We start from the raw sequence: 23,668 nt of genomic DNA, 5'->3' as shown, positions 1-23,668 counted from the left end.
ATGGCCCGCAACAAACTGGACATCAAAAGCTATGGCGGCTTTTTTCCGATCACCGTGTTGTGTCTGATAATCCTATATGCCCCGCTGCTGGTGGTGACGGTCTATTCCCTGAATGACAGCAATTCGATCACCAACTGGGAGGGCATCAGCTTTCGTTGGTATCTGGATGTATTTGTCGGCCCTGAATCCGAAAAGTTCAGAACTGCGGCGTGGAATTCCTTTTCCATCGCCATTGTCGCCGCGATTTCGTCCACCACAATCGCCACTTTATCCGCCACAGCCATGGTGCGCGGCGGGCGGTTCAAAATGCGCAGCGCATCGTTTGGGCTGATCAACCTGCCCCTGATGGTGCCTGAAATTGTCACCGCCGTGGCCACTTTGATCTTTTTCAACGCCATCGGGTTTTCGCGGGGCTATCTGACCATCCTGATCGCCCATATGGCCTTTTGCATCCCCTTTGCCTATCTGCCCATCGCCGCGCGGATGCAGGGGATTGAAGACACCTATGAACAGGCCGCCATGGACCTTTACGCCACCAAACGACAGGCCTTTACCAAAATCCTGCTGCCCCTGATGATGCCCGGCATTATATCGGGGTTCCTGCTGGCCTTTATCGTGTCTTTGGATGACTTTCTGATCACCAACTTTGTCAAAGGTGCAGGGGTTGAAACCCTGCCAACCGCCATATTCGGATCCGTCAAACAGGGGATTAAACCCAATATCATGGCCATATCCACCATGCTGCTGGGCCTGTCCGTGGTTATGGTCACCCTGTCCTATTTCATCAGTAAAACCGACAAAACCAAGTAACCAACAAAAGGGAAAAGCAATGAAAAACATCTTGAAAACAAGCGCCACCGCAGTGGCTTTGACACTGGGGGCCAATGTGGCACTGGCCGAAGAACAAGTGGTGGTCTACCACTGGTTTGAATATATCCCCCAAGACCTGATCGACAAATTCACCGCTGAAACCGGTATTAAAGTGGTGATGGACACATTCGATTCAAACGAGGCGCTTTTGGCATCCTTGAAGGCTGGGGCAATTGGCACCTATGACGTGGCAGTGCCGGGCGATTACATGGTTTCGATCATGAACACCGAGGGTCTGCTGGACACAATCAAAGACGGTGAACTGGCCAATAAGGCCAATATCGCACCAGAATGGGCCGATCCGGCTTTTGACAAAGGCCGTCAACATTCAATCCCATACCAATGGGGTTCTACCAGCTTTTCGGTCAACCGCGATGTGTTTAGCGGGCCGATCAACAGCACTGACATTCTGTTCAATCCACCCGCAGAACTGGACGGCAAGATCAACATGCTGGACAGTCAGGGAGAGGTCATGGCGCTGGCGTCCCTGCACCAAGGCATCCCGCAATGTTCCACAGACCGCGACCAGCTAAAAGCGCTGAACGACATGCTGCAAAACGCAAAAAGCCACTGGGCCTCGTTCAACTCTGACACCGCCAAAGAGGTTCTGGTGTCAGGCGATGCCGCCGCTGGCATGATCTATGACGGCTTCAGCGCCAAAGCCCGCGAAGAAGGCGCAAATGTTGAATACGCCTTCCCGACGCAGGGCTATGTGGTCTGGATGGACAATGTAGTGCTGTTGAAAGACGCACCGAACCGTGCCAACGGGCTGAAATTCATGGATTTCCTGCTGGTGCCTGAAAACATCGCAGCCGTGACCAACTATGCCCGCTACGGTGCTGGCGTGACTGGGGTTACTCCGTTTCTGGACCCGGAACTGGCCACCCTGCCCGAAGCCCAAGTGCCTGAAACCGCTGGCGCTGGCGTGTTCATCGAACCCTGCGATGAAGCCACACAGGCGGTTTATGACACGATTTGGACCAACCTGAAAAAGTAACCTCAGGCCTGATAACACACATCTGGGGCGCCCCTTCACGGCGCCCCTTTTCTTTGCGTGTTCTGTGCGCGTGGAACTTTTCCTGCATGTCCTGCGTTAAATCTGTGAACCCACATAACTGAAAGGCCAAGCAAATGTCCGCTCCAGAGACCAATATCGAAAAGCAAACCAAACGACACTTCGGGCCGCTGATAGGCATGACCAGCGTTGTTCTTGCGGCCGTTGTTGTGATGCTGGCCCTGACCTATATGTCTGACGATGTGTCCGAGCAAGACGCGCCAATCACCCAGCCTGCGGAAAGTAGCGTGGAAAGCGCGCCGGTTCAGTCAAACTAAAGCGACACCGACGTGGGGATTGATCAAAGGCAGATCGTTTAACGGGCCAAAGCTGTTTCCACCGCAACAGACAGTTTTTCAACCAGCTCGTCGATCTGCTCGTCGTTGAGGATAAACGGCGGGGCCAGCAGCACGTGATCGCCGTTCTGTCCGTCGATTGTACCGCTCATCGGATAGCAAATCATCCCCGCGTCAAAGGCGGCTGCTTTGATCTTGGCGGCAATTTTGCGCGCGGGATCAAACGGGGCTTTGCTGTCCCGATCCGCAACCAATTCGACCCCTAGAAACAGACCCCTGCCACGAATATCCCCTACATGGGGATGCTGTCCGAACCGCGCGTGCAAGGCTGCCTTCAGCTTTTCGCCTTGGGTCTTTGCCTGCCCGACCAGCCCCCGTTCCAGCAGGGCCGTAACCACCGCAACCCCAGCGGCGGCAGCGGCGGGATGGCCCAGATAGGTGTGGCCGTGTTGGAAAAAACCACTGCCGTTTTCAATAGTTTCATAGATCTGACGGCTGCACAACATGGCGCCGATCGGTTGATAGCCCGCGCCCAACCCTTTGGCGATACACAGAATATCTGGCGCGACGCCTTCTTGATCGCAGGCAAACAGACTGCCAGTGCGCCCCATGCCGCACATCACTTCGTCCAGGATCAGCAGGATGCCGTATTGATCACAAATCTCTCGGATGCGTTTGAAATAGCCGGGCGCAGCCGTCAACGCCCCCGCCGTCGCACCCACCACAGGTTCCGCCATAAAGGCCATAACCGTTTCAGGCCCGACCCGCAACAGTTCTTCCTCCAGCAGGTTGGCCGCGCGGATGCCGTAATCAGCATCGCTTTCCCCATCGTTTTGCAGGCGATAGGGGTAGCAGGGGTCGATATGGCTCATGTCGATCAACAATGGCCCGAACTGCGCCCGCCGCCAGGCGTTCCCCCCCGCCGACAAAGCCCCCATGGTGTTGCCGTGATAGCTTTGCTTGCGGGCGATCAGACGACCCCGTTCAGGTTCGCCTTTTTCCACAAAATACTGCCGCGCCAGCTTTAACGCGGCTTCCACGGCTTCAGACCCGCCAGACACCAGATAAACCCGATCCAGATCACCCGGCGCATGTTCAATCAACAAATCTGCCAGCGTTTCAGCGGGTTCTGACGTCAGGAACCCTGTATGGGCATAGGCCAGTTGATCCAATTGCGCTTTGACCGCATCAATGATGGTCTGATCACCATGCCCAAGACAAGACACCGCCGCCCCGCCCGAGGCGTCGAGGTATTGTTTACCTGTGGAATCATACAGATAGCAGCCCTCACCGCGCACAGCGATTGGCGGTGGCTGTTTGGTATGACGGGGGAAAATATGCGACATTAGAGGCTCCTATGCGGCACCCGGGATTTGGACCCGACGTGCACCCTCGTGAAAATCATCCATAGACATTGGCCAGACCGTGCCCGGCCAGCGGATTTCCATCTGCTGCAACCTTGGTCGATACACAGCCGTATAAAGCGTGCCAAACCCCGCTTCAAACGCGGTGGAATAGAGCGGCGGTTTCAAAAACGCACCGATGAACTTTTCTTCAGGGTCACGGTGCAGGGTCAGGCGCTGCAACAAGAACCGTTCCCGTTCCACCGTGGCTGTAAACCGCGCGTGGCTGACCCATTCAACGTTTTCCTGATGATTGGTGGCCACCGCCGCATGGGTGATCACCGCAGGGCGGTCGGGTGCCATCATCGCGGTCAAATACTGGCGTTTGGCGTCCAGAACGGTGACGTTATAGCTCATATGGGTGGGCACGCGGGCCAGAACCTTGCCCGCCTCGGCGGCGGTTTCGCAGGTTTGCAGCACATAGCGCAGGATCAGCGGCACGCCGAACCCTGTGCCCACCACGCGCCGCCCGCCAAAGGTCAGCGATATAGCAAGCCCCGCGTCATTGGTGCCATCCACCATCCCCCAAACCCCGTCCGATGTGCCCATAACCCGCCGCCCCTGCCAGCCTGTGTGCAACACCAGACTGTCAAACGCACTGGCGTTGTAATCGTAATTGCGCACCAGAACCGGTTCTTCGCCGGTCCAGATCGCCTGCGAACACCCTGCCAGATAGGGCGGCGGACAATAAAAACTTAGGAACCGCGCGGCCTGATCACCGCCGCCTGCCAAGTCGCATAAACGATCATAGAGCGGCACAATCTCGGGCATATGCGTGGTCAGCGCGCGGCGGCTTTCCAGATAACTGGGACGCGCAGCATCGCCCTCGCGCAGCCACCAGCGTTTATAGTTGGGCCAGTATTCTGCGAAAAGCCCAGCCCATTTCGGGCCGGGCTGATCTTCGCTGAGGGCGCGCCAGTACATGGCGACTCCTTACATGATTTTAAAGGCGGGATCGGCCACGGCTGGACCCGCGTTTGCCACAGGCAGCGCTTTGCCGGATACCGATTGTTTGATGCCGTGTATCCACTTTTTGGCCCGCTCGTTCAACTGGAAACCTTTGGTCATGGACCGTCCCCGCGTCACAAGAATGCCGATGTCCGCCCCTTCATAGCGATAGTCACCGGGGCGCAGGATCCGCAGGAAAAACGCCTCGTTTTCGCTTTCCACCGCGCGGCGGTGATAATCGAAACGGTCAAACACCACACGCCCGTCCTCGAGCATTTTATAGATGCCTGTTTCAGGTGCTTCGGTACAGATATCCACACTGTCGTCTGTGTGTTTGATTACCATCTGTGACCAGCTGTCGATCATATCAGGATCTGCCCAGCGGTTGTTCAACTCTTCTGTATCCAGATCGAATTTCTTGCGCGAAAATTCCAGCAGGTGGAACAGGAACAGCGGCGCATCTGCGTGGGCAAACGCCGCGTGGTTGGTCATGGACGACGCGCCTGTGATGCGCGGATTAAGTTCCCCCAACCACAGATCGCCGGTCTTTTTGTCGATCAGGAAATCCAGTTCAAAATAGCCGCGATAGCCTTCCTTGCGCAGTTGCTCGCCGAATTTAAAGGTCAATTCACGGGCTTTGGCACGGACCTTGGGCGGAAAGGCGGTGGACAGGATTTCATTGCCACACCAGCCGCCGCGATAGGGTGTCAATTCGTTAAACCCGACCAGTTCGGTCATCAGTGGGCCCACGATGGTGCCCTCCTTGGTGGCGCAGCCTTCAATGGCGGACCCGCGGCAATCAATCCGCTTCATGATCTTGATTTCGCCCTCGCCGACGATTTCATGTTCATGGCGGCGGAAGTCGGCCTCGGATTTGATGAAGAACGTGGTGTGGCCGCTGTCGCCAAAGGCGGATTGCAGCACCAGATCATGGCCGATCCCCGCCTTTTCACAGGTTTTACGTAGGCCTTCATAGTTTTCAACCTCGGCCAGCACGTTTGGCACAGAGGGAACACCCGCTTTGTTACCGATGCGAACGGTTTCGATTTTATTGTCCATTTGCGTGCGCAATTTGGCCTTGGGGAACCACACATCCGCGCCCAGTTCTTTGGACAGGCGTTCGGTTTCCTCGTCAAACATCAGGAACACAAACTTCGGCTTGCCCCCGCGCCGTTTGATAAAGTCGATGACCTCTTTGTGTTGCAACAAATAGTTGTTGATATCCTCGATGCTTTGGAATTCCGCATGGGGCTGTTCGGACGGGCAGAACACATTCGGGTGCTTGCCGCCGTAGCAGTCTATGTAGCAGATATATTTAAAGTTTTTGACCCATTCATCCAGCCCCAGCAGGTTAAAGTTGGTTGCCGAAATGAAATAGATCGGGTCCTCGTTGCGGTGAAAAAAGCGACGAATTTCCGAGATGTTTTTAAGCACGGTTGCCATGATATAGTCCTTCTTTTATTCGGCTGCAGTTTGAATGGTTTTAGCTTTGGTTAAGGCGCTCAAGGCCTCGGTGGTAAAGACACGCAGGCCAAGATCGGCGCGGTATCCGTGGATTTCATTGACGTCCAGCGCCAGCATAAAGGCCAGAATTTCACGGCTGATCACCTGTCCTGGTACAAGGATCGGAAACCCCGGCGGATAAGGGATGATAAAGCTGGCCGAAACCAGTTCCTCGTCGTTGTCCAGCGCCTGTTTCAACTGTCCGTCCAATTCCATATAGTCACAGTTCTTTTCATCATAACTAAGGTAATAGGCTTGGCGGATGTCGCCTTCTGGGGTCAGGTTATCGGGGCGAAACGCATCGTGGAAGCGGCTGAAATCAGGCAATGGCGGATAGTTTTCCGTCAGGTTGGCCACCCGCCGGTCAAACGACAGACGTTCCATTTTTGACGCATCATCCAGCAGGTCGTCCAGCTCGTTGGCGATTTCCACCAGTACCTCAATCAGATAGGCGACCGAGGAGCGCGTGGTGCCGATGTTGGTCATGAACAACACCGTATTGCGCGAGGTTTTGTTGATCTGGATACCGTATTTATCCATCAACACGTCATTTTTGAACGTGTCGCCATCCCAACCCGTACCGCCCACGGCAAGGGTGACGCGGGTGGCATCCAGCACGAAATCGTCCTTTTCCCAGCAATCCCACATATCCGTCCAGCCCTGTTCCGTGTCGAAATAGCTGGTAACCCCGCTTTGGCGGTGATGCTCGGGGATCATGTCCCCTGCCGACAACACCTTAAAGTATTTCTGCAACAACGGATGGCTGCTGATGGCGCGGCGCATGGACATGGCGGCTTCGACTTGCCGTTGAACAAATTCAAACCCTTCCAGTTCCACCTGCCTGCGCCCCACATCCAGCGAGGCGATGATCTGGTAATTCGGGGAGGTAGAGGTGTGGGTCATATAGGCTTCGTGAAAGCTTTGCTCGACCTCTCCTTTAAAGTCCTGATCGTTGACGTGGATCATCGACCCCTGCCGCAGGCTAGTCAGGGTTTTATGTGTGGATTGGGTGGCATAGACCCTGACCCGCGCGTTCGGGGGGGCAATCAGACGCGTGTCCAACAGTTCTTCGTCGCTGGCGTCTTTGATCTGTTTTTGCTGGGCGTCATAGGCCAGTTGATGGGCATCTGTACGCAGACGTTTGCGCAGGTTATTGGCCGTGCGCATGGCGGTGCGCTGGCGATAGGTGGGGCTGAAACGGGCAAAGGCAAACCACGCTTCGTCCCACAGGAACACAAGGTCGGGCTTGATCGCCAGACATTCATCCATCACACGATCCACGTTGTAGACCAGACCGTCAAATGTGCAGTTGGTCAGCAGCAACATGCGCACGCGGTCCAGTTTTCCCGCAGCCTTTAGTGCCAGAAGTTGGTGCTTGATTTCGCGCAAGGGCACAGCCCCGTACATTGAATATTCATTCAACGGATAGCTGTCGAGATAGACCACCTCGGCGCCCGCCAGCACCATGCCGTAGTGGTGGGATTTGTGGCAATCGCGGTCCACCAGAACAATGTCGCCGGGGCGCACCAGCGCCTGCACCACAATTTTGTTACAGGTCGATGTGCCGTTGGTGGCAAAAAACGTCTGCTTTGATCCAAAGGCGCGACTGGCCAGTTCTTGGGCCTGTTTAATTGGTCCGCTGGGTTCCAGCAAACTGTCCAGCCCGCCTGATGTGGCCGAGGTTTCCGCCAGAAAGATATTCGGCCCGTAAAACGCCCCCATATCCTGAATCCAATGGGATCGGCTGATGGATTTGCCGCGGCTGATCGGCATGGCGTGGAACACACCTGTGGGCTGTTTGGAATAATTCACCAAGGCGGTAAAGAACGGCGATTTATTACGGGCCTCTACCCCGCGCAGGATATTAAGGTGCAGTTCCATAAAGTCTTCTTGGTTATAAAACACACGACGGCAAATCCCCAAATCCAGACCTGCGATGTCTTCAACCGAGCGTTCCGTTACAAGATAAGCATCCAGCTCGGGGCGCACTTGTGCAATCAGGCGGCACAGCTCGGGGCCATAGTTTTCCGGCTCCATTGCGTCGATGTTTTCCGCGCTGCCCAGATGGGACAGGTATTTATGCAGGATTTCGTTTTCATTTTTGGATTTCAACGCCAGCCCCGGACGTACCACGATGGCCTGGATATTATGGTTGAACAACACCGCTATCAACGCGTCTTCGAGACTGGGCACCACCACCGCTTCATAGTGGAACGGGTCTTCAAAACGCCGCATACGGGCCATGTTACTTTTGATCCAGCGTTCCTGCTGGTCATTCACATTATCGACGATCAGAACTTCAAAATACGGGCGTGCCATGGCCCGTGCTTCGGGGGATAACATCGCCTCGTCGTTGTTTTCCTCGTCGTCTGTGCTGTCACGTTCCAGCGGAATACTGCGGCGTCGATAGGCTCCTGTGGTCAGGGCGCGGGTCACACGGGTGATGGCAAAGGCCACGTCCTCGTAATGGCCGTTTTCAAACTGGCGGCGCATGTGTACAAAGGCCGCCATGCCTGGAAAGGCCCAATAAGGTTCGATCACCGACAAGGCCTGAAACAACTCGGCGATTGTGGATTTCAGGGCATTGATTTTGCGGGCCGTGGTTTCACGGCAGATTGAAGATGAAGCGGCCCGCAGCGCGCTCCACCTGTCAGCGCGCAATTGTGTTGCAGAATAATACTCGCTGACAGAGTCCATTGGTCGTTCTCCTTCAAAAGGGCTTAACCAAACGCCACGCTGTCAGCGCACTGCATCTGGTATCAGCCGCTGGGTGTTTCCCCCGCAGCGGGCACATGCCCGATGTCATAAACGGGGTTGCGTTCGCGTGCTTCGGCCTCGGCGTCTGCCGGAACATCCACATGCAGACCTGCGCGCGATCCCTGTTGGGGGATTTCAAGCGGGCCAAGGGTTTTCAAATAGGTGTCTGTGCCGCTCGCGCGGTCATAGACGGAAAAATCAACGGCACGATCACGGAAGCTTTTGAGCACTTGCCCCAAGCCCTTCATGCCGGTTTCGCGCTGGCGGCGCACCATGGACAAGTCCACCTCTATGGGGAACATGTCTTCTTGGCCTGCGGATTGGTGCAGCACCAAAGACGTGGGATCCACAACGCAGGATTTACCAACCCCGCCTGCCCCCAAACCGTTGACATCAAACACATAGCACTGGAATTGCGCCGCTGTTGCCCGCGCGATGGCCAGTTCCGCATCGCGGTCCGTGGTGCCTGTCAGAACCGGATGCAACAGTACCTCGACCCCTTGGCTGGTCAACTGCCGCGTGGTTTCGGGGAACCACATATCGTAGCAGATCGACAGACCGAACCGGCCCACGTTTGGCACATCAAAGACACAGAATTCAGTGCCCGCCGCGATGCCTGCCTCATAGGGCAGGAAGGGAAACATTTTGGCGTAACGGCGCACGATATTGCCATCGGGATCAATCACCAGCGACGTGTTATAAACCCGCCCGTCCTGAGGCGAGGTCAGGAACATGGAGCCCGGAATAAGCCAGACTTTGTGGCGGCGGGCGGCCTCGCAGAAACGATCAATGGTTTCGTTTTCAGGGGCCAAAGTAAACCGTTCCAGCGGGCCAAAGGGCGCCAACTCGCTGAACAGCACCATTTGGGTCCAAGGGAAACGCGCCATCAGAACGTCAAGACGTTGCAGCATACCGTCTACATTTGGCTGAAGTGCGTTAACGTACATCTGTACGCCGGCAATGGCGAATGGGGTCATAAAAGGAAATCTCCGTGCATGCGCAAACGCCCAGCCGGTGCCGAGTCATTTTTTGCGTCGCACATCCTTTACGCCCTTACCACAAGAACGGAAACAGGGGATCTGCGCACAATTCTGTCAGCATTAGAACCGACCAGAAACTCGCGCATCAAATCAGGTTTCAACGAGGCCATGATCACCAGATCGCAATTGATCTTATCAATCGTCTTTAGAACCTTGCGGTGGATTTTCCCAAACGCCAGATGTTGTTTCACCGGAATCTCGTCCGGCACGTTTTCCCGCACAAGGCGATCCATCGCATTGCTGGCGGCAGAAACGGCTTTTTCTTCATAGTTTTCAGGAAAAAAACCTTCGACCAGAGGAGACCCCATATCAGGCACAACCGACATGATATGCAGCATCCCCTTGGACGCGCTGACCAGTTCAATCGCTTGGGGCAAGGCTTTTTGCCACGAGGCTTTATCCGTCAGGTCAATGGTCAGTAGAACAGTGTTAAACATCGCGATCTCCTTAGGCTGTGGCTGGTTTACGATTTACGCGCCCGTTGCGGCCCCGTTGCAGAAAGATGATAAGGCCCAGCAGCAGCAGCGCGGGAATGAACATCAAATATTTGCTGGGCTGGTCAATCGGGCGCAGCACCCGCAGCACCGTTTGATCCCAATCCAGCCCCGCATTGGCCGCAGCACTGTCATAGGTCACATCATCCACAACCAGTTTGCCATCGGCCTCGCGTACCAACAGGCCCGCATTTTCCAAACGCTCCTCGCCCGTGGCCCCTTGGTTGATTGGCAGGATTGCGACGAATTCGATTGGATCGCCCAGATCATTCACCCCAGCCACCCGCAGGCGTAAATCCTCGCCCACAGGGGTTGCCAGCGCGGCGGCTGCCAGTTCGGTCGGGGCTTCTTCGGCGTAGGGCGGCGCGACCATATCCATCCAGAAACCCGGGCGGAACAGGGTAAAGGCCACCAGCAACAAGGCGATGGTTTCGTAAAAGCGGTTCTTGGCCAAGAACCAGCCTTGGGTTGCGGCTGCGAACAGCAACATGGCGATGGTGGCGATGACAAAGACGAATATGCCTTGCGCCCACGTCACATTGATCAGCAACAATTCCGTATTAAAGATGAACAGGAACGGCAGGGCCGCAGTGCGCAGGCTATAGAAGAACGCAACCACACCGGTTTTGATCGGATCCCCGCCCGACACGGCCGCAGCCGCGAAACTGGCCAGCCCCACAGGTGGGGTCACATCAGCCATGATACCAAAGTAGAACACAAACAAATGCACAGCGATCAGGGGAACGATCAAACCGTTTTGCTGACCGAGCGTCACAATCACAGGGGCCAGCAGGGCCGATACCACAATATAGTTTGCCGTGGTCGGCAACCCCATCCCAAGGATCAGTGACAGGATCGCGGTCAGGAACAGAATGGCAAGGATATTGCCGCCCGACAGAACCTCGACCACATCGGCAAGGGCCGAACCGACCCCCGTCTGGCTGACAGCCCCGACGATAATACCCGCCGTGGCGGTGGCAATGCCGATCCCGATCATATTACGTGCGCCGGTTTCCAGACCGTCAATCAGATCGGTAACCCCGCCATAAACCGCCGCGCCAAACGCGCCTTCCCCACGCATCATTGCGGTCAGGGGGCGCTGGGTCAGCAGGATAAAGATCATATAGGCCGTGGCCCAAAACGCCGACAGACCCGGCGACAGACGATCCACCATCAGCGCCCAGACCAGCACAACCACTGGCAGGATGAAATGCAAGCCAGAGCGGATCGTCGGCCCCGGCAAAGGCAAGGTCGTCACAGGGGCGTTCGGATCATCCAGTTCCAGCGGCTCCTCTTTAGAGGCCACATAAAGCAGGCCCACATAGACCGCCGTCAGGAAAGCAAAGATGATATAGGCGGCAGTCTGTGGAAAGGCGGGGCGTATCCAGCCCATGCCGTAATAGACGATAAACGATAGCGCGCAGATGACAGCGATGGTAAAGGCCATGCCGATCAGACGTTGCACGATGGGTTTGGGGGTATAGGCGCGGGGCAGACCCTCCATTCCGGCCTTCAAGGCCTCAAGATGGACAATATAAACCAGCGCGATGTAAGAAATCACCGCAGGCAGAAAGGCATGTTTCACCACGTCGAAATAGGGAATCCCCACGTATTCAACCATCAAGAACGCCGCAGCGCCCATCACAGGTGGCATGATCTGGCCGTTCACCGAACTGGCCACTTCAACCGCACCTGCTTTTTCTGAACTAAAGCCGACCTTTTTCATCAACGGAATGGTGAACGTCCCCGTGGTCACAACATTGGCGATGGAAGACCCTGAAATCAGCCCCGTCATCGCCGAAGACACAACCGCCGCCTTTGCAGGGCCGCCCTTCATGTGACCCATCAGGCTGAACGCCACTTGAATGAAATAATTGCCCGCCCCAGCCCGATCCAGCAAGGAACCGAACAGAACAAACAGAAACACAAATCCTGTGGACACGCCCAGCGCGATACCAAACACACCTTCCGTGGTGATCCACTGGTGGTTAACGATTTCAGACAGGCTGTTGCCTTTGTGGGAAATGATGCTGGGCATATAAGGGCCAAGCACGGTGTAGATCAAAAACACTGACGCCACGATCATCAATGCTGGCCCCAGCGCGCGGCGGGTGGCCTCTAGCAACAGCATCAAGCCAATCACGGCGACCACGAAATCCTGTAGGATCGGCGCACCCACGCGCCCTGAAATATCCCGGTAATAGACGAACAGATACAGTGCTGCCAAAGCCCCCACGACGGCCAAAGCCCATTCCCAAACAGGGATACGCTCTTTGGGGGAACCCAGCACAACCGCGCCGACCACAGCCGCTGCGACAACGGGAATCCACCATGTTGTGGTGCCATCTTTGGCGCCCATCATAAACAAAAAGGCCAGAACCACCGGCACAATGACGCCAAGGCCGATCTGGAATTTGGAGCGGGTCGCAGGAAAGGCTGCGAAAGCAAGGAAAATGGCGAAAGCCAGATGGATAGAGCGGCTTTCCGTGTCATTAAACACGCCCCAGCCGACCATAAAGGGAATGGGGGATGCGATCCAAAGCTGGAACAATGACCACGCCAGCGCCACGCAGGTCAGAAACGTGCCAACCGGACCGATTGCGCCCCGCCCGCCTGTATCGGAAGACGCGACCAGTTCGTCCAGCTCGGCCTGCGTCAGCCCACCGCGCCCTGCCGCCGCGTTTTCCACAGCAGCAGCTTGTTGTTGGTTTGGATCGTGTGTCATTGATGTTCCCCTGTTACCCGTGTGCCCGTAAAATCGGGCTTTGATCTTTATGTCTTCGGGTTAGGAGCGGCGGTCTTGGGGCCGCCGCTCCGGTCTTTAAGGTGTTGGTTTAGCCGAGGGCTTACATCCAGCCACGCTCTTTGTAGTATTTTTCAGCACCGGGGTGCAGAGGTGCGGACAGACCTGCTTTGATCATGTCCTCTTCTTTCAGATGCTCGAACGCGGGGTGCAAACGTTTGAAACGGTCAAAGTTGTCAAAAACCGCTTTAACCACTTGGTAAACCACTTCGTCGTCCACCTTGGCAGAGGTTACAAAGGTTGCTTTCACACCAAATGTGTTGGTGTCTGCATCAGAGCCTTTGTACATGCCACCTGGTACAGTTGCTGCAGCATAAAACGGGTTCTCCGCGATCAGTTTGTCGATTTCCGGACCTTCTACCGGCACCAGAACCGCATCCACAGTGGACACAGCCTCTTGGATAGAGCCGTTCGGGTGGCCAACAGTGTAGATGATCGCATCCACTTTGTTATCGCCCAGTGCAGCCGCTTGTTCCGCTGGTTTTAGTTCAGACGCCAAGGCGAAATCGCCCAAAGTCCAGCCCAGTGCGTTCATCACAACATCCATCGTCGCCCGTTGGCCAGAGCCGGGATTCCCGATGTTCACCCGCTTGCCTTTAAGATCGGCAAAGGTCTTGATCCCTGCATCCGCACGCGCGATCACAGTGAAAGGTTCACCGTGTACCGAAAAGACCGCCCGTTCGTCGGAAAACTGGTTGCCCTCAAATTTCGAAGTGCCGTTATAGGCATGGTACTGCCAGTCGGATTGGGCTACGCCCATATCCATATCACCCGCCATAATCGCGTTGATGTTGGCAATGGAGCCACCAGTGGACGGCGCTGTACACTTCAGATTGGTTTCAGCTGTTGTGCGGTTCACCAGACGACAAATCGACTGTCCCACAACAAAATAGACGCCCGTTTGCCCGCCTGTCCCGATAGTGATGAACTTTTCCTGTGCAACACTTACAGTCCCGGCCAGCATGGCCCCTGCAAACGCAAGGTTTCTCATTAATCGCATGGTCTTCTCCTTTTATAGGTCACGATTACACGCCCCTTTCGCAGGGGTATTTCTTTCAGATTGGCATTAAGCGGCAGCTTTCATGCGAGCAAATGTTAACTGCAGCAACACTCCTCCCAAAGCGTCTCGCAATCCGGCACTGTCATTAAAAACAAGGTCCTATCCCGTTTTCTTTTCCTGTGTCGTTCAACTTTAGGCTAGTGATTGTTTTGGTTTTTTGTCAAGTCGGTTCTGGCAATTAACCGCTTTCAGGCCGCTATCAGCCCCCTGAAATCACAAGATGTTCCGCAAGCAAAGCCAGCCCTTGGACACCCTTCCATCGCCGCCGTCAGCCGCCAATCTGCGCGCGTCATTACCCTTGCGACAGTGGGATCGCCGGAAACGGATAGGTCCGCAGATGCAGCGGCATGGTTTTGATCTGCTCCAGCAGGCGCGCCACAAAAAACTGCTCGGCGCGGTTCAGCTTTTTCTTGGGATTGCGTACCAGAAAAATATCCACCTCAGGCGGGTCACTATAGGGCGGCAAGCGCCACAATAGCCCGTCGCGCACATCCCGTTCCAACACGTGGATCGGCAGTGACCCAATGCCCAAACCGCATTGGATCATCCGACGCACCTCTTCCAGTTGGGACGACCGCCCGACGATCCGCTGCGCCATATCCCATTGTTTTCGCAACAAAGCTACGGGCCGCAGCGCGTCGTTCAGATCATCAGTATCAAAAGACACAATGTCATAGCCGCGCAGGTCCTCCATCGTCAGATTTTTGCGACCAAACAGCGGGTGGGGCGGCCCGCAATAAAAGCTGAAAAACTCTCGGTACAACAGATCATAGGTCAGATCCGGCAGTTTGCGATTGACCAAACAAATGCCGAAACTGGCGTGGCGGTCCATCACCGCGCTGGTCACCGTGGCACTGGTGGCGGTTTTAATATTGAAGGTGACATTGGGATAAAGCGTTCTGGTTTCGGTCAGTAAGTCATCCAGCAACGGGGTAATCACATGGCTGGCCAGATGGATCGAAATCTCGCCGGAAATCTCTTTACTGGCGGCGGTTGTGATCTCTTTCAACCCTGAAACGCTGCGAAAAATATCCATACATTCGTCGTAAAGATTGCTGCCCGCCGCTGTCAGGCGAAAACTGCCCTTGCCCCGTTCAATCAACTGGCAGTTCAGTTCCAGTTCCAGCCGTTGCAGCGCCAGACTGACTGATGGCTGCCCCCGCAACAAGCGATGGGCCGCGCGGGTAAAACTGCCCTCTTCCACAATCACCACAAAGGTGCGCAGCAGGTTCCAATCCAGTCGGGTAACGAATTTTTCTTCTTCACGATCGGCCACAGTTTCACCCGTTTTTTCACGGCACTACATTATTTCAATTAATGTATTCTATGTTTTATATCAATTTGCCTAATTTGAATCCCCCATGCAATAGTTAACGCAACACCTTGGGGATGAATGAAACCTATGCGATCCAGCGACCAGTCTATCGACAAGCGGCCTTGGCTGTTGCTGTCCCCTTCCCTTGTGTTCATCACCCTGATGGTGGTGATCCCGATGGCCTTTATTCTGGTCTACTCCTTCTACGAAAACATTGATCTGGCGGTGGATAAGGTCGCGTTTCAATTCGGCAACTGGAACGAGGTTCTGACCGACGGCTATTACCGTGTCGCCATCTGGAAGACCCTGCGCCTGTCGGTGATCGTTACGGTGCTGGCTGCTGTTTTGGGCTATATCCCCGCCTATTTCATCGCCATGACCAAGTTCCGCGACAAGTGGCTGTTGCTTTTGCTGCTGATCCTGCCGTTCTGGATCAGCTTCATCATTCGCACGCTCAGCTGGATCCATATTTTCGGCAACCAAGGCGCGCTGAACGGCTTGTTTCGTATGCTTGGCATCACCGATACGCCCCTGTCGCTGATGTATAATGAATTCACCGTAATTGTCGGATTTATCCACGTTTTCCTGCCTTATATGATCCTGAATATCTATGTCAGTCTGGAAGGTATCGACGAAAATCTGGAACCTGCCGCCCGTACGCTGGGCGCAACCCCGTGGCAGGCGTTTCGTGAAGTCACCCTGCCCCTGTCCATGCCCGGTCTGGCTGCGGGCTGCCTGCTGGTGTTTGTGCTGACGGGGGGCAGTTATGTGACGCCGCTGATCCTTGGCGGGCCAAACGACTTTCTGTTTGGCAACCTGATCTATGATGCCATTGTCAGCGAACTGAACTGGCCCATGGGCGCGACACTATCGTTTACCCTGTTGTTTTTGCTGGGTTTAGTGGTTGTTCTCTACAGCCGCCTGATGGGACTTAACCAACTTTCCAAAGCTTTCAAATAGGATGAAAATGCGCGTCTGGAACCTGTTAAAAGCCTATACCGTTCTGGTCTATGTCTTCATGTTCGCGCCGATTCTGGTGGTGCTTGTGCTGGCGTTTAATTCATCCCAATTCGGCGGGTTCCCGATCGAAGGTTTCAGCTTTCGCTGGTTCGCTAAGCTGTATGAAAACGAGGCGATCATCCGCGCTCTGCGCACATCGCTGCTGCTGGGCGCTTTAACGGCGGTGATTGCCACCAGCCTTGGCATACTCGCGTCGCTGGCATTGGTACGCTATCAGTTTCGCGGCAAAGACCTGATCACAACGGTGCTGATTGCGCCGGTTCTGGTGCCGGAAACCGTGCTGGCAGTTGGCCTGCTGATCTTTATGCGCTGGTTGCATGTGCCACGGTCATTCGGGCTGTTGCTGCTGGGTCATTCGATCATCGCCCTGCCTTTTGTGGTGCTGGTGGTCCAAGCCCGCCTTGTGGGCATCCGCCGCGACTATGAAGAGGCCGCCCGCAGCCTTGGGGCCAGCCCGCTGCAAACGTTCTTTGCCATTACCTTCCCGCTGATGTTGCCCGCCGTTTTCGCAGGCGCACTATTCGCCTTTACCATTTCTTTTGACAATATCACCGCCACCGTCTTTTGGCGCCCGTCAGGGATGGAAACCGTCCCCACCCAAATTTTCGGCATGCTGCGCAATTCCGTCAGCCCTGAAATCAACGCCCTTGGCTTTGTGATGATCTGCATCACCGTCGGCGTCCCGCTGATGGCAGGCGCATTGGCCCGCTATTACACCCGCAAGAAAAACTGAAGCTTAACATTCAGATCAACCCACACCAACACCACCCCATACCAACAAGGAGAAAACGAATGAAAAAGATAGACAGTACAAAACGTTATGAAATGCTGGCAGAGCGGATGGGCAATGGCGATATGGATCGCCGCTCGTTCTTTGGCCTGCTGGGCGCGGCGGGCATTTATGCCGGCGTTTCCGGCGGTATCATGACCACAATGGCCAGCCAGGCCCGCGCCGCAGGAACAGAGCTGTATTTTGAAGGCTGGGGCGGCGTTGTATCCGAGGCTCTGCGCGCCCACGCGTTCAATCCCTACCAAGACGCCACTGGAAACACAGTTGTAGACGCCACCTTTGGCGGCGAGGCCGAGGTGCTGACCAAGATCAAAGCCGCAGGCAATACCAACGGCCACAACATCCTGCATTCATCCGGTGTAAGCTGGTACAAACGCTGGGTCGATGCGGGCTATGGTTCGGAATTGAACACCGCCAATATCCCCAACATCGGCAATGTGATGGACGCGATCATCGCGCCGTTCAAAGCCATCACGCCTGACAGCCTGTCCGCTGTGCCTTATGATTACGGGACAACAGGTATCGCGTATAACACCAAATATGTGACCAAAGAAAAAGCGATGGAATTGGGTGCAAACCTGCTGCTGGACAAAGAGTTAAAAGGCAAAATCGGCGCTTGGGGCGGTGATTGGGCCAACCGTGCATGGTACGGGGCGCTGCAATCCAACCAAGACCCGAACAACATCCAGGACTGGGATGCCGTCTGGGACAAAGCCCGCGAAAACCGTGATCTGGTGCTGAAATACTGGTCGTCGGGTGCAGAGCTGATGGATCTTCTAGCCAAAGAAGAAATCTATGTGACAGAAGCCTGGTCGGGCCGTGTCGCCGCGCTGCAAGCCCAAGGTCACCCCATCGCCTATATGGACCCGCCAAACGGTCTGGCCTGGATGGAAAGCATGTTCGTGCTCAAAGGCTCGCCCATGGCCGAAGCCGAAGAACTGCTGAACTTTATGCTTGATCCGGCCACCGCCATTGCTGTGGCTGAAGGGCAGAAATACCCGACCTCGCTTGATCCCAACAAGGTCAAGATGACGCCGATGATCGAAGCCCTGCCCGCCTATGATCCCACAGGTAAAATGGACAAGCTGGTGTTCCGTGATCCGGTGGTCTGGAACGAAGTTGAAAAAGAGCAATCCAAACAGTGGAACCGTGTCTCCAAGGGCGGTTGATCCCATCTGTTAAACGGGCAGGTCGCGCAAGGGCGCGGCCTGCAATACTTTGATATTATTTAGGAAAATCAGCCTATGGCGCGTGTTGAACTTGTCGACATCCAGAAATCCTTTGGCATGGTCAAAGCTGTTAAAAATGCCAATGTGGTGTTTGAAGACGCCTCTTTCACAACGCTGCTTGGCCCGTCGGGCTGTGGGAAAACCACAATATTGCGAATGATCTCGGGGTTGGTTGACCCGACCAGCGGCGATATTTTGGTGGGCGGCAGCCGTGTGAACGATGTGCCGATCCACAAACGCAATCTGGGGCTGGTGTTCCAGAATTACGCATTGTTCCCACACCGCACCATCGGTGAAAACATCGCTTTCGGGTTGAAATACCGCGGCGTGCCAAAATCCGATGTGACCGAAAAAGTTCGCAATGCGCTGGACATCGTGCGCTTGCCCGGCGTCGAGGATCGCTACCCCCAGCAACTGTCAGGGGGGCAACAACAACGCATTGCACTGGCCCGCGCCATTGTGATTGAACCCGATGTTCTGCTGCTGGATGAACCCCTATCCGCCCTTGACGCCAACCTGCGCGAAGACATGCGGGTGGAACTGAAGGCCATTCAGGACCGGATCGGCGTCACCACTATTTTTGTGACCCATGATCAATCCGAAGCCCTTGCCATGTCAGACAAAATTGTGGTGATGAGCGCGGGCAAGGTTGAACAAATCGGCGATCCGGATGAGGTGTATAACACCCCTGCATCGGAATTTGTGGCGACGTTTCTGGGGGCGTCGAACCTGTTGCCAGCCAAGGTTGTCGGGCGCGACGCCAAAGGCGTGGTTCTGCACACGGCGGAATTTGGCAAAACCCTTGTGCCGATTGCCCGCGCGGCCACCCTTGGGGATGCCGGTTCAGGCCAGTTGATGATCCGCGCGGAAAAGCTGTTGCTGTCGGATGGGCCACCCAGCGATAAAACCACCCAAGCAGTGATTGAAGCCGTCGATTACCAAGGCCAGTTGGCGCGGTATTTTCTGCGCGTGGGCGACACCCCTTTGCAAGCCATCAACATGATCGCAGGCCGCCCGTTTAAGGCAGGCAGCACAGTGAACCTTGCGCTTGCGCCCAATGAATGCAGTGCGCTGCCCCTGAAAGACGTCTGAATGACCAGCCATCTGTTTTACCAATCCCGCCTGCCCCGCCCCGATCTGGATCGCGCCGAGGGAATTTATATGTGGGATAAGGCGGGCAAGCGCTACATCGACGGATCATCTGGTGCGATGGTCAGCAATATCGGCCACTCTGATCCAGCGGTTCTGGCCGCCATGCGCGCGCAGATGGATAAATCCACTTTCGGCTATCGCCTGCATTTCCAGACCGAACCTTCAGAGGAACTGGCCAAACGGATCGCAGGCCTGACCCCCGAAGGATTGGACCGCGTATTCTTTGTCTCTGGCGGGTCTGAAGCGGTGGAATCCGCCCTGAAAATGGCGCGGCAATACGCGCTGACCCAAGGTCAGGCGCAACGCTACAAGGTGATTTCCCGATACCCGAGCTATCACGGCGCAACCCTTGGGGCGCTGGCGATCACCGGTTATGCGCCCATGTCCGCGCCCTTTGATCCGATGATGAAATCCATGCCCAAGATCCCCGCACCACGGGCCTATCTGGATGGGATGGACCCCAATGACCCTGCCACCGGCCTGCATTACGCCAACATGCTAGAGGATAAAATCCTAGAGGAAGGCCCCGCTACCGTACTGGCCTTTATCGTCGAACCCATCGGCGGCGCATCCACTGGCGCGCTGGTGCCCCCCGCAGGTTATATGCGCCGCATCCGAGAGATTTGTGACCAATACGGCGTGCTGCTGATCCACGACGAAGTGATGACAGGCGGCGGGCGCACGGGTACTTTTTTCGGCGCAGAACATTGGGATGTGGCCCCCGATCTGATCGCCCTGTCCAAAGGGTTTGGCGCAGGCTACGTGCCCCTTGGGGCGATGATCGCGCGCAACGACATGGTCGAGGCGGTTTTGGACGCAGGCGGGTTTATTCACGGTTATACCTATGCAGGCAACCCACTGGCCTGCGCTGCGGGTCTGGCAGTGCTGGACCAGATCGAACAGAACAACCTGACCCAAAACGCCGCGCATATGGGCGATGCTTTGACCCTGCGCCTGCAATCCCTGATGCAACGCTATCCGATTATCGGCGATGTGCGCGGCAAGGGCCTGTTGCTGGCGTTTGAGTTCATGGCCGATCGCGCCAGCAAAGCCCCGCTGCCGCCCGCATTGAACGCCCATGCCCGACTGGTGGATATCGCCTATGAAAACGGGCTGATCATCTATTCCCGCCGCACCCGAGGCGGGATTTCCGGCGATCACTTCCTTGTTTGCCCGCCGATGATCGTGACCGAACCGCAACTGGATGAAATCGCACAGATTTTGGACCGTTCCTTGCAGCAATTCATGGGCGAGCACCCGACACTCTAACGCCGCTAAACACTGGCGACAGGACATCGCAATGACCCGCACACCCACAACAATACGCCCGGTGGAAAAAGCCGACGTGCCCCTGCTGAACACGGCCCTTCGTGCTTTGTCGGCGGAACTGGGCGATCCCCACCCCGCCACGTCCGAGTTTCTGGAACGGGCAGGATTTGGCCCCACACCAGCCTATTACGCGCTGATTGCACTGGACGGCGCAGACGCGTTGCAAGGGGCCGTAATGTTTTCGCCCGTGGCCTCAACCGCCATTGGCACAACGGGCACGTTTGTGTCTGATCTTTGGGTGGCAGAAACGGCGCGCGGCACCGGCCTTGGGCGCCAGTTGCTGGGTGCTGCGGCGGGCTTTTCCGCCGACCACTGGGGCGCGGCATATCTTAAATTGTCAGTCTATCACGGCTCGGTTCAGTCGCGCCAGTTTTATGACCGTCTGGGGTTCACCCCTCGCAACAGCGAAACCACCATGTTTCTAGATTTGAACGGGTTTAAGACCCTGAAAGGACAGCGATGAAAGCCATCTTCGACGAACGTCAATGGGCCCATGATCCAAAGCATTTTATGGCCAACGGGGTGGTCCTGCCCAATCCCGAACAGCCCGAGCGGATTGAACGGCTGCACGCGGGCGCATTGGCTGCGGGCTGTACGTTTGAAACGCCAAAAGACGCAGGTCTTGGCCCGATTGCCGCTGTCCATTCGCCAGAATACCTGACATTCCTGCAAACCATCCACAAACGCTGGCAATTCATTGACGGTGCAGGCCAAGAGGTGATCCCCAATATTCACCCCTCCAACCGCACCGACAGCTATCCAAAATCCGCCGTGGGTCAAGCAGGCTTTCACCAAGCTGACAGCGCCTGCCCGATTGCCGCAGGCACATGGGAATCCGCCTATTGGTCTGCCCAATCGGCCATCACAGGGGCCGATGCGCTGATCGACGGCACCCGTTCCGCCTATGTTTTGTCCCGCCCGCCCGGCCACCATGCCTTTGGCGATCAGGCAGGCGGCTTTTGTTTTTTGAACAACGCGGCCATTGCGGCGCAACGCTTGGTGGATCACGGGCTGACCCCCGCGATCCTTGATGTGGATGTACATCACGGCAATGGCACGCAGGGGATATTCTATCATCGCGACGATGTTCTAACCGTATCCACCCATGCCGACCCCGAACGGTTTTACCCGTTTTTCTGGGGGCATGGCCATGAAAGGGGCGCGGGTGCGGGGCTTGGGTATAACCTGAACCTGCCCCTGCCGCGCGGCACCAATGATGCGGATTTCCTGACCACGCTGGACACGGCCCTTTCGCGCGTGCGTGCCTTTGGCGCGGATGTGGTTGTGATCGCGCTCGGGCTTGATGCCTATATCGATGATCCGTTCAAAGGGCTGGCCGTCACCACAGAGGGTTTCGCCCGAATTGGGGCAGCCGTTGCAAGGCTGAACCTGCCCACGGTTCTGGTGCAGGAAGGCGGCTATCTGTGTGATGAACTGGGCTATAATCTGACCAGCGTCCTGAACGGGTTTCAAGGCGCATGACACAGCCAGACATCATTGTGATCGGCGGCGGCATTGCAGGCACCAGTGCGGCGGCCCATTTGGCCCAAGACGCCACTGTCCTGCTGGTCGAGGCCGAACCCCAGTTCGGGTATCATTCCACCGGACGGTCTGCTGCGATATTCATCCGCAACTATGGCAATGAGGTTTTGCGCGCATTAAACGCTGCCGCCGCTCCTGTGTTGCAGCAGCCTGCAGGTATTTCCGAACAGTCACTTCTTTCCCCGCGCGGTGAAATGCTGATCGCAGGCGAAGAGGATATGGCCGAAATGGAACATTACGCCGAGGGATCCACAGGCCTTGAACGACTTACTGCGGCAGAGGCTGTGGAACTGGTGCCAATCCTGCGCCCCGAACGGATCGCAGGGGCCATTCTGGAACGGGACGCCCAAGACATTGACGTGGATCGCATGTTGCAAGGCTATATCCGACTGCTGCGCGAACGGGGCGGCACAACCGTAACCAATACGCCTGTCACAGGGCTGACACGCGCCAAAGGTCTGTGGCAGGTCACAACCGTCAACGCCACGTGGTCGGCCCCTGTGGTGGTGAATGCGGCCGGGGCTTGGGCCGATCGGCTGGCTGCAATGGCGGGAATTGCCCCCGTTGGCCTGACCCCGATGCGCCGCTCTGCAGTGTTGCTGGACGCGCCCAAAGGCTATGACATAGACCTTTGGCCGCTGTTCGCCTCTGCCTCGGAAAGCTGGTACGCTAAACCCGATGCGGGCCGCCTGTTGGTGTCACCCGCAGATGAAGATCCCGTCGATCCTCATGACGCATGGCCTGATGATATGGTTCTGGCCGAGGGGCTGGATCGCTATGAACAGGCCGTCACCGTTCCCCTGACCCGCCCCACCCACAGCTGGGCCGGATTGCGCAGTTTCACCCCGGATCGCACCCCTGTTGTGGGCTTTGATCCCACTTCTGACGGGTTTTTCTGGCTGGCCGGTCAAGGCGGTTACGGCGTGCAAACCGCCCCTGCCCTTGCGGCCCTGTGCAAGGCGCTATGCAACCACCAATCCCCCGCACTAGAAGCAAGCATCATCACAGCCCTATCGCCAGTTCGGTTTCGATAACCACCGAGGGCTATTTTTTTCGACAAAAG

Annotated in this window: 20 protein-coding genes; 11 read left to right on the top strand and 9 right to left on the bottom strand. The window is 56.1% G+C overall.

What is annotated here, in order from left to right:
• The 3 genes from GGE09_RS10040 to GGE09_RS10030 all read left to right on the top strand — a co-directional run bounded on the left by GGE09_RS10040 (position 1) and on the right by GGE09_RS10030 (position 2,202).
• Positions 1-810 (top strand): ABC transporter permease, encoded by an 810-nt coding sequence (locus GGE09_RS10040; RefSeq protein ID WP_309745982.1) that lies wholly within the window; start codon positions 1-3, stop codon positions 808-810.
• 19 nt (positions 811-829) lie between these two features.
• Complete coding sequence (locus GGE09_RS10035) at positions 830-1,867, top strand: extracellular solute-binding protein (protein ID WP_309745981.1); 1,038 nt, start codon at positions 830-832, stop codon at positions 1,865-1,867.
• A gap of 134 nt (positions 1,868-2,001) precedes the next feature.
• Positions 2,002-2,202 carry a hypothetical protein gene (locus GGE09_RS10030; RefSeq protein WP_309745980.1) on the top strand — a complete coding sequence of 67 codons (201 nt, stop codon included), beginning with the start codon at positions 2,002-2,004 and terminating at the stop codon, positions 2,200-2,202.
• A gap of 38 nt (positions 2,203-2,240) precedes the next feature.
• Here GGE09_RS10030 and GGE09_RS10025 read toward each other — a convergent pair whose 3' ends face one another.
• From GGE09_RS10025 to GGE09_RS09985, 9 genes are all read right to left on the bottom strand, one after another.
• Positions 2,241-3,566 carry an aspartate aminotransferase family protein gene (locus GGE09_RS10025; RefSeq protein WP_309745979.1) on the bottom strand — a complete coding sequence of 442 codons (1,326 nt, stop codon included), beginning with the start codon at positions 3,564-3,566 and terminating at the stop codon, positions 2,241-2,243.
• 9 nt (positions 3,567-3,575) lie between these two features.
• On the bottom strand, positions 3,576-4,547 hold the full coding sequence (locus tag GGE09_RS10020) for a C45 family peptidase (RefSeq protein ID WP_309745978.1): 972 nt from the start codon (positions 4,545-4,547) through the stop codon (positions 3,576-3,578).
• Between the two features lie 9 nt (positions 4,548-4,556).
• A complete protein-coding gene (locus GGE09_RS10015) occupies positions 4,557-6,017 on the bottom strand; it encodes a biotin carboxylase (protein WP_309746216.1) in 1,461 nt (486 codons plus the stop codon).
• 12 nt (positions 6,018-6,029) lie between these two features.
• Positions 6,030-8,771 (bottom strand): ornithine decarboxylase, encoded by a 2,742-nt coding sequence (locus GGE09_RS10010; protein WP_309745977.1) that lies wholly within the window; start codon positions 8,769-8,771, stop codon positions 6,030-6,032.
• A 62-nt stretch (positions 8,772-8,833) separates the two neighbouring features.
• Positions 8,834-9,808: a carbon-nitrogen hydrolase family protein gene (locus tag GGE09_RS10005; protein WP_309745976.1), complete on the bottom strand. Its 975-nt coding sequence runs from the start codon at positions 9,806-9,808 to the stop codon at positions 8,834-8,836.
• 68 nt (positions 9,809-9,876) lie between these two features.
• Positions 9,877-10,308, bottom strand: a complete 432-nt coding sequence (locus GGE09_RS10000) for a universal stress protein (protein ID WP_309745975.1) — start codon at positions 10,306-10,308, stop codon at positions 9,877-9,879.
• 10 nt (positions 10,309-10,318) lie between these two features.
• Positions 10,319-13,090, bottom strand: a complete 2,772-nt coding sequence (locus GGE09_RS09995; RefSeq protein ID WP_309745974.1) for a TRAP transporter permease — start codon at positions 13,088-13,090, stop codon at positions 10,319-10,321.
• A gap of 121 nt (positions 13,091-13,211) precedes the next feature.
• Positions 13,212-14,159, bottom strand: coding sequence for a TAXI family TRAP transporter solute-binding subunit (locus GGE09_RS09990; RefSeq protein ID WP_405048544.1), 948 nt, complete (start codon positions 14,157-14,159; stop codon positions 13,212-13,214).
• 361 nt (positions 14,160-14,520) lie between these two features.
• Positions 14,521-15,504 carry a LysR family transcriptional regulator gene (locus GGE09_RS09985; RefSeq protein ID WP_309745972.1) on the bottom strand — a complete coding sequence of 328 codons (984 nt, stop codon included), beginning with the start codon at positions 15,502-15,504 and terminating at the stop codon, positions 14,521-14,523.
• Between the two features lie 117 nt (positions 15,505-15,621).
• Between GGE09_RS09985 and GGE09_RS09980 the strand changes: the two genes are divergently transcribed.
• The 8 genes from GGE09_RS09980 to GGE09_RS09945 all read left to right on the top strand — a co-directional run bounded on the left by GGE09_RS09980 (position 15,622) and on the right by GGE09_RS09945 (position 23,639).
• Complete coding sequence (locus GGE09_RS09980) at positions 15,622-16,503, top strand: ABC transporter permease (protein ID WP_309745971.1); 882 nt, start codon at positions 15,622-15,624, stop codon at positions 16,501-16,503.
• A gap of 7 nt (positions 16,504-16,510) precedes the next feature.
• Complete coding sequence (locus GGE09_RS09975; protein ID WP_309745970.1) at positions 16,511-17,296, top strand: ABC transporter permease; 786 nt, start codon at positions 16,511-16,513, stop codon at positions 17,294-17,296.
• Positions 17,297-17,355: 59 nt separating this feature from the next.
• Positions 17,356-18,522 carry an extracellular solute-binding protein gene (locus GGE09_RS09970; protein ID WP_309745969.1) on the top strand — a complete coding sequence of 389 codons (1,167 nt, stop codon included), beginning with the start codon at positions 17,356-17,358 and terminating at the stop codon, positions 18,520-18,522.
• Positions 18,523-18,597: 75 nt separating this feature from the next.
• The gene (locus GGE09_RS09965; protein ID WP_309745968.1) at positions 18,598-19,674 is read left to right on the top strand and encodes an ABC transporter ATP-binding protein; all 1,077 of its coding nucleotides are present in this window, start codon (positions 18,598-18,600) and stop codon (positions 19,672-19,674) included.
• Positions 19,675-21,003, top strand: a complete 1,329-nt coding sequence (locus tag GGE09_RS09960; RefSeq protein ID WP_309745967.1) for an aspartate aminotransferase family protein — start codon at positions 19,675-19,677, stop codon at positions 21,001-21,003.
• A 31-nt stretch (positions 21,004-21,034) separates the two neighbouring features.
• Entirely contained in the window at positions 21,035-21,526 is a 492-nt protein-coding gene (locus tag GGE09_RS09955) for an N-acetyltransferase (protein ID WP_309745966.1), read from the top strand.
• On the top strand, positions 21,523-22,545 hold the full coding sequence (locus GGE09_RS09950) for a histone deacetylase family protein (RefSeq protein WP_309745965.1): 1,023 nt from the start codon (positions 21,523-21,525) through the stop codon (positions 22,543-22,545). Before GGE09_RS09955 ends, GGE09_RS09950 begins: the two co-directional genes overlap by 4 nt.
• Positions 22,542-23,639, top strand: a complete 1,098-nt coding sequence (locus GGE09_RS09945) for an FAD-binding oxidoreductase (protein WP_309745964.1) — start codon at positions 22,542-22,544, stop codon at positions 23,637-23,639. Before GGE09_RS09950 ends, GGE09_RS09945 begins: the two co-directional genes overlap by 4 nt.
• The last annotated feature ends 29 nt before the right edge of the window (positions 23,640-23,668 follow it).

Origin of the sequence: Roseobacter sp. N2S (assembly GCF_031454055.1) — a bacterium.
In the GTDB taxonomy this organism is placed as follows: domain Bacteria; phylum Pseudomonadota; class Alphaproteobacteria; order Rhodobacterales; family Rhodobacteraceae; genus Amylibacter.
This window is presented reverse-complemented; position numbering and strand designations above follow the sequence as displayed.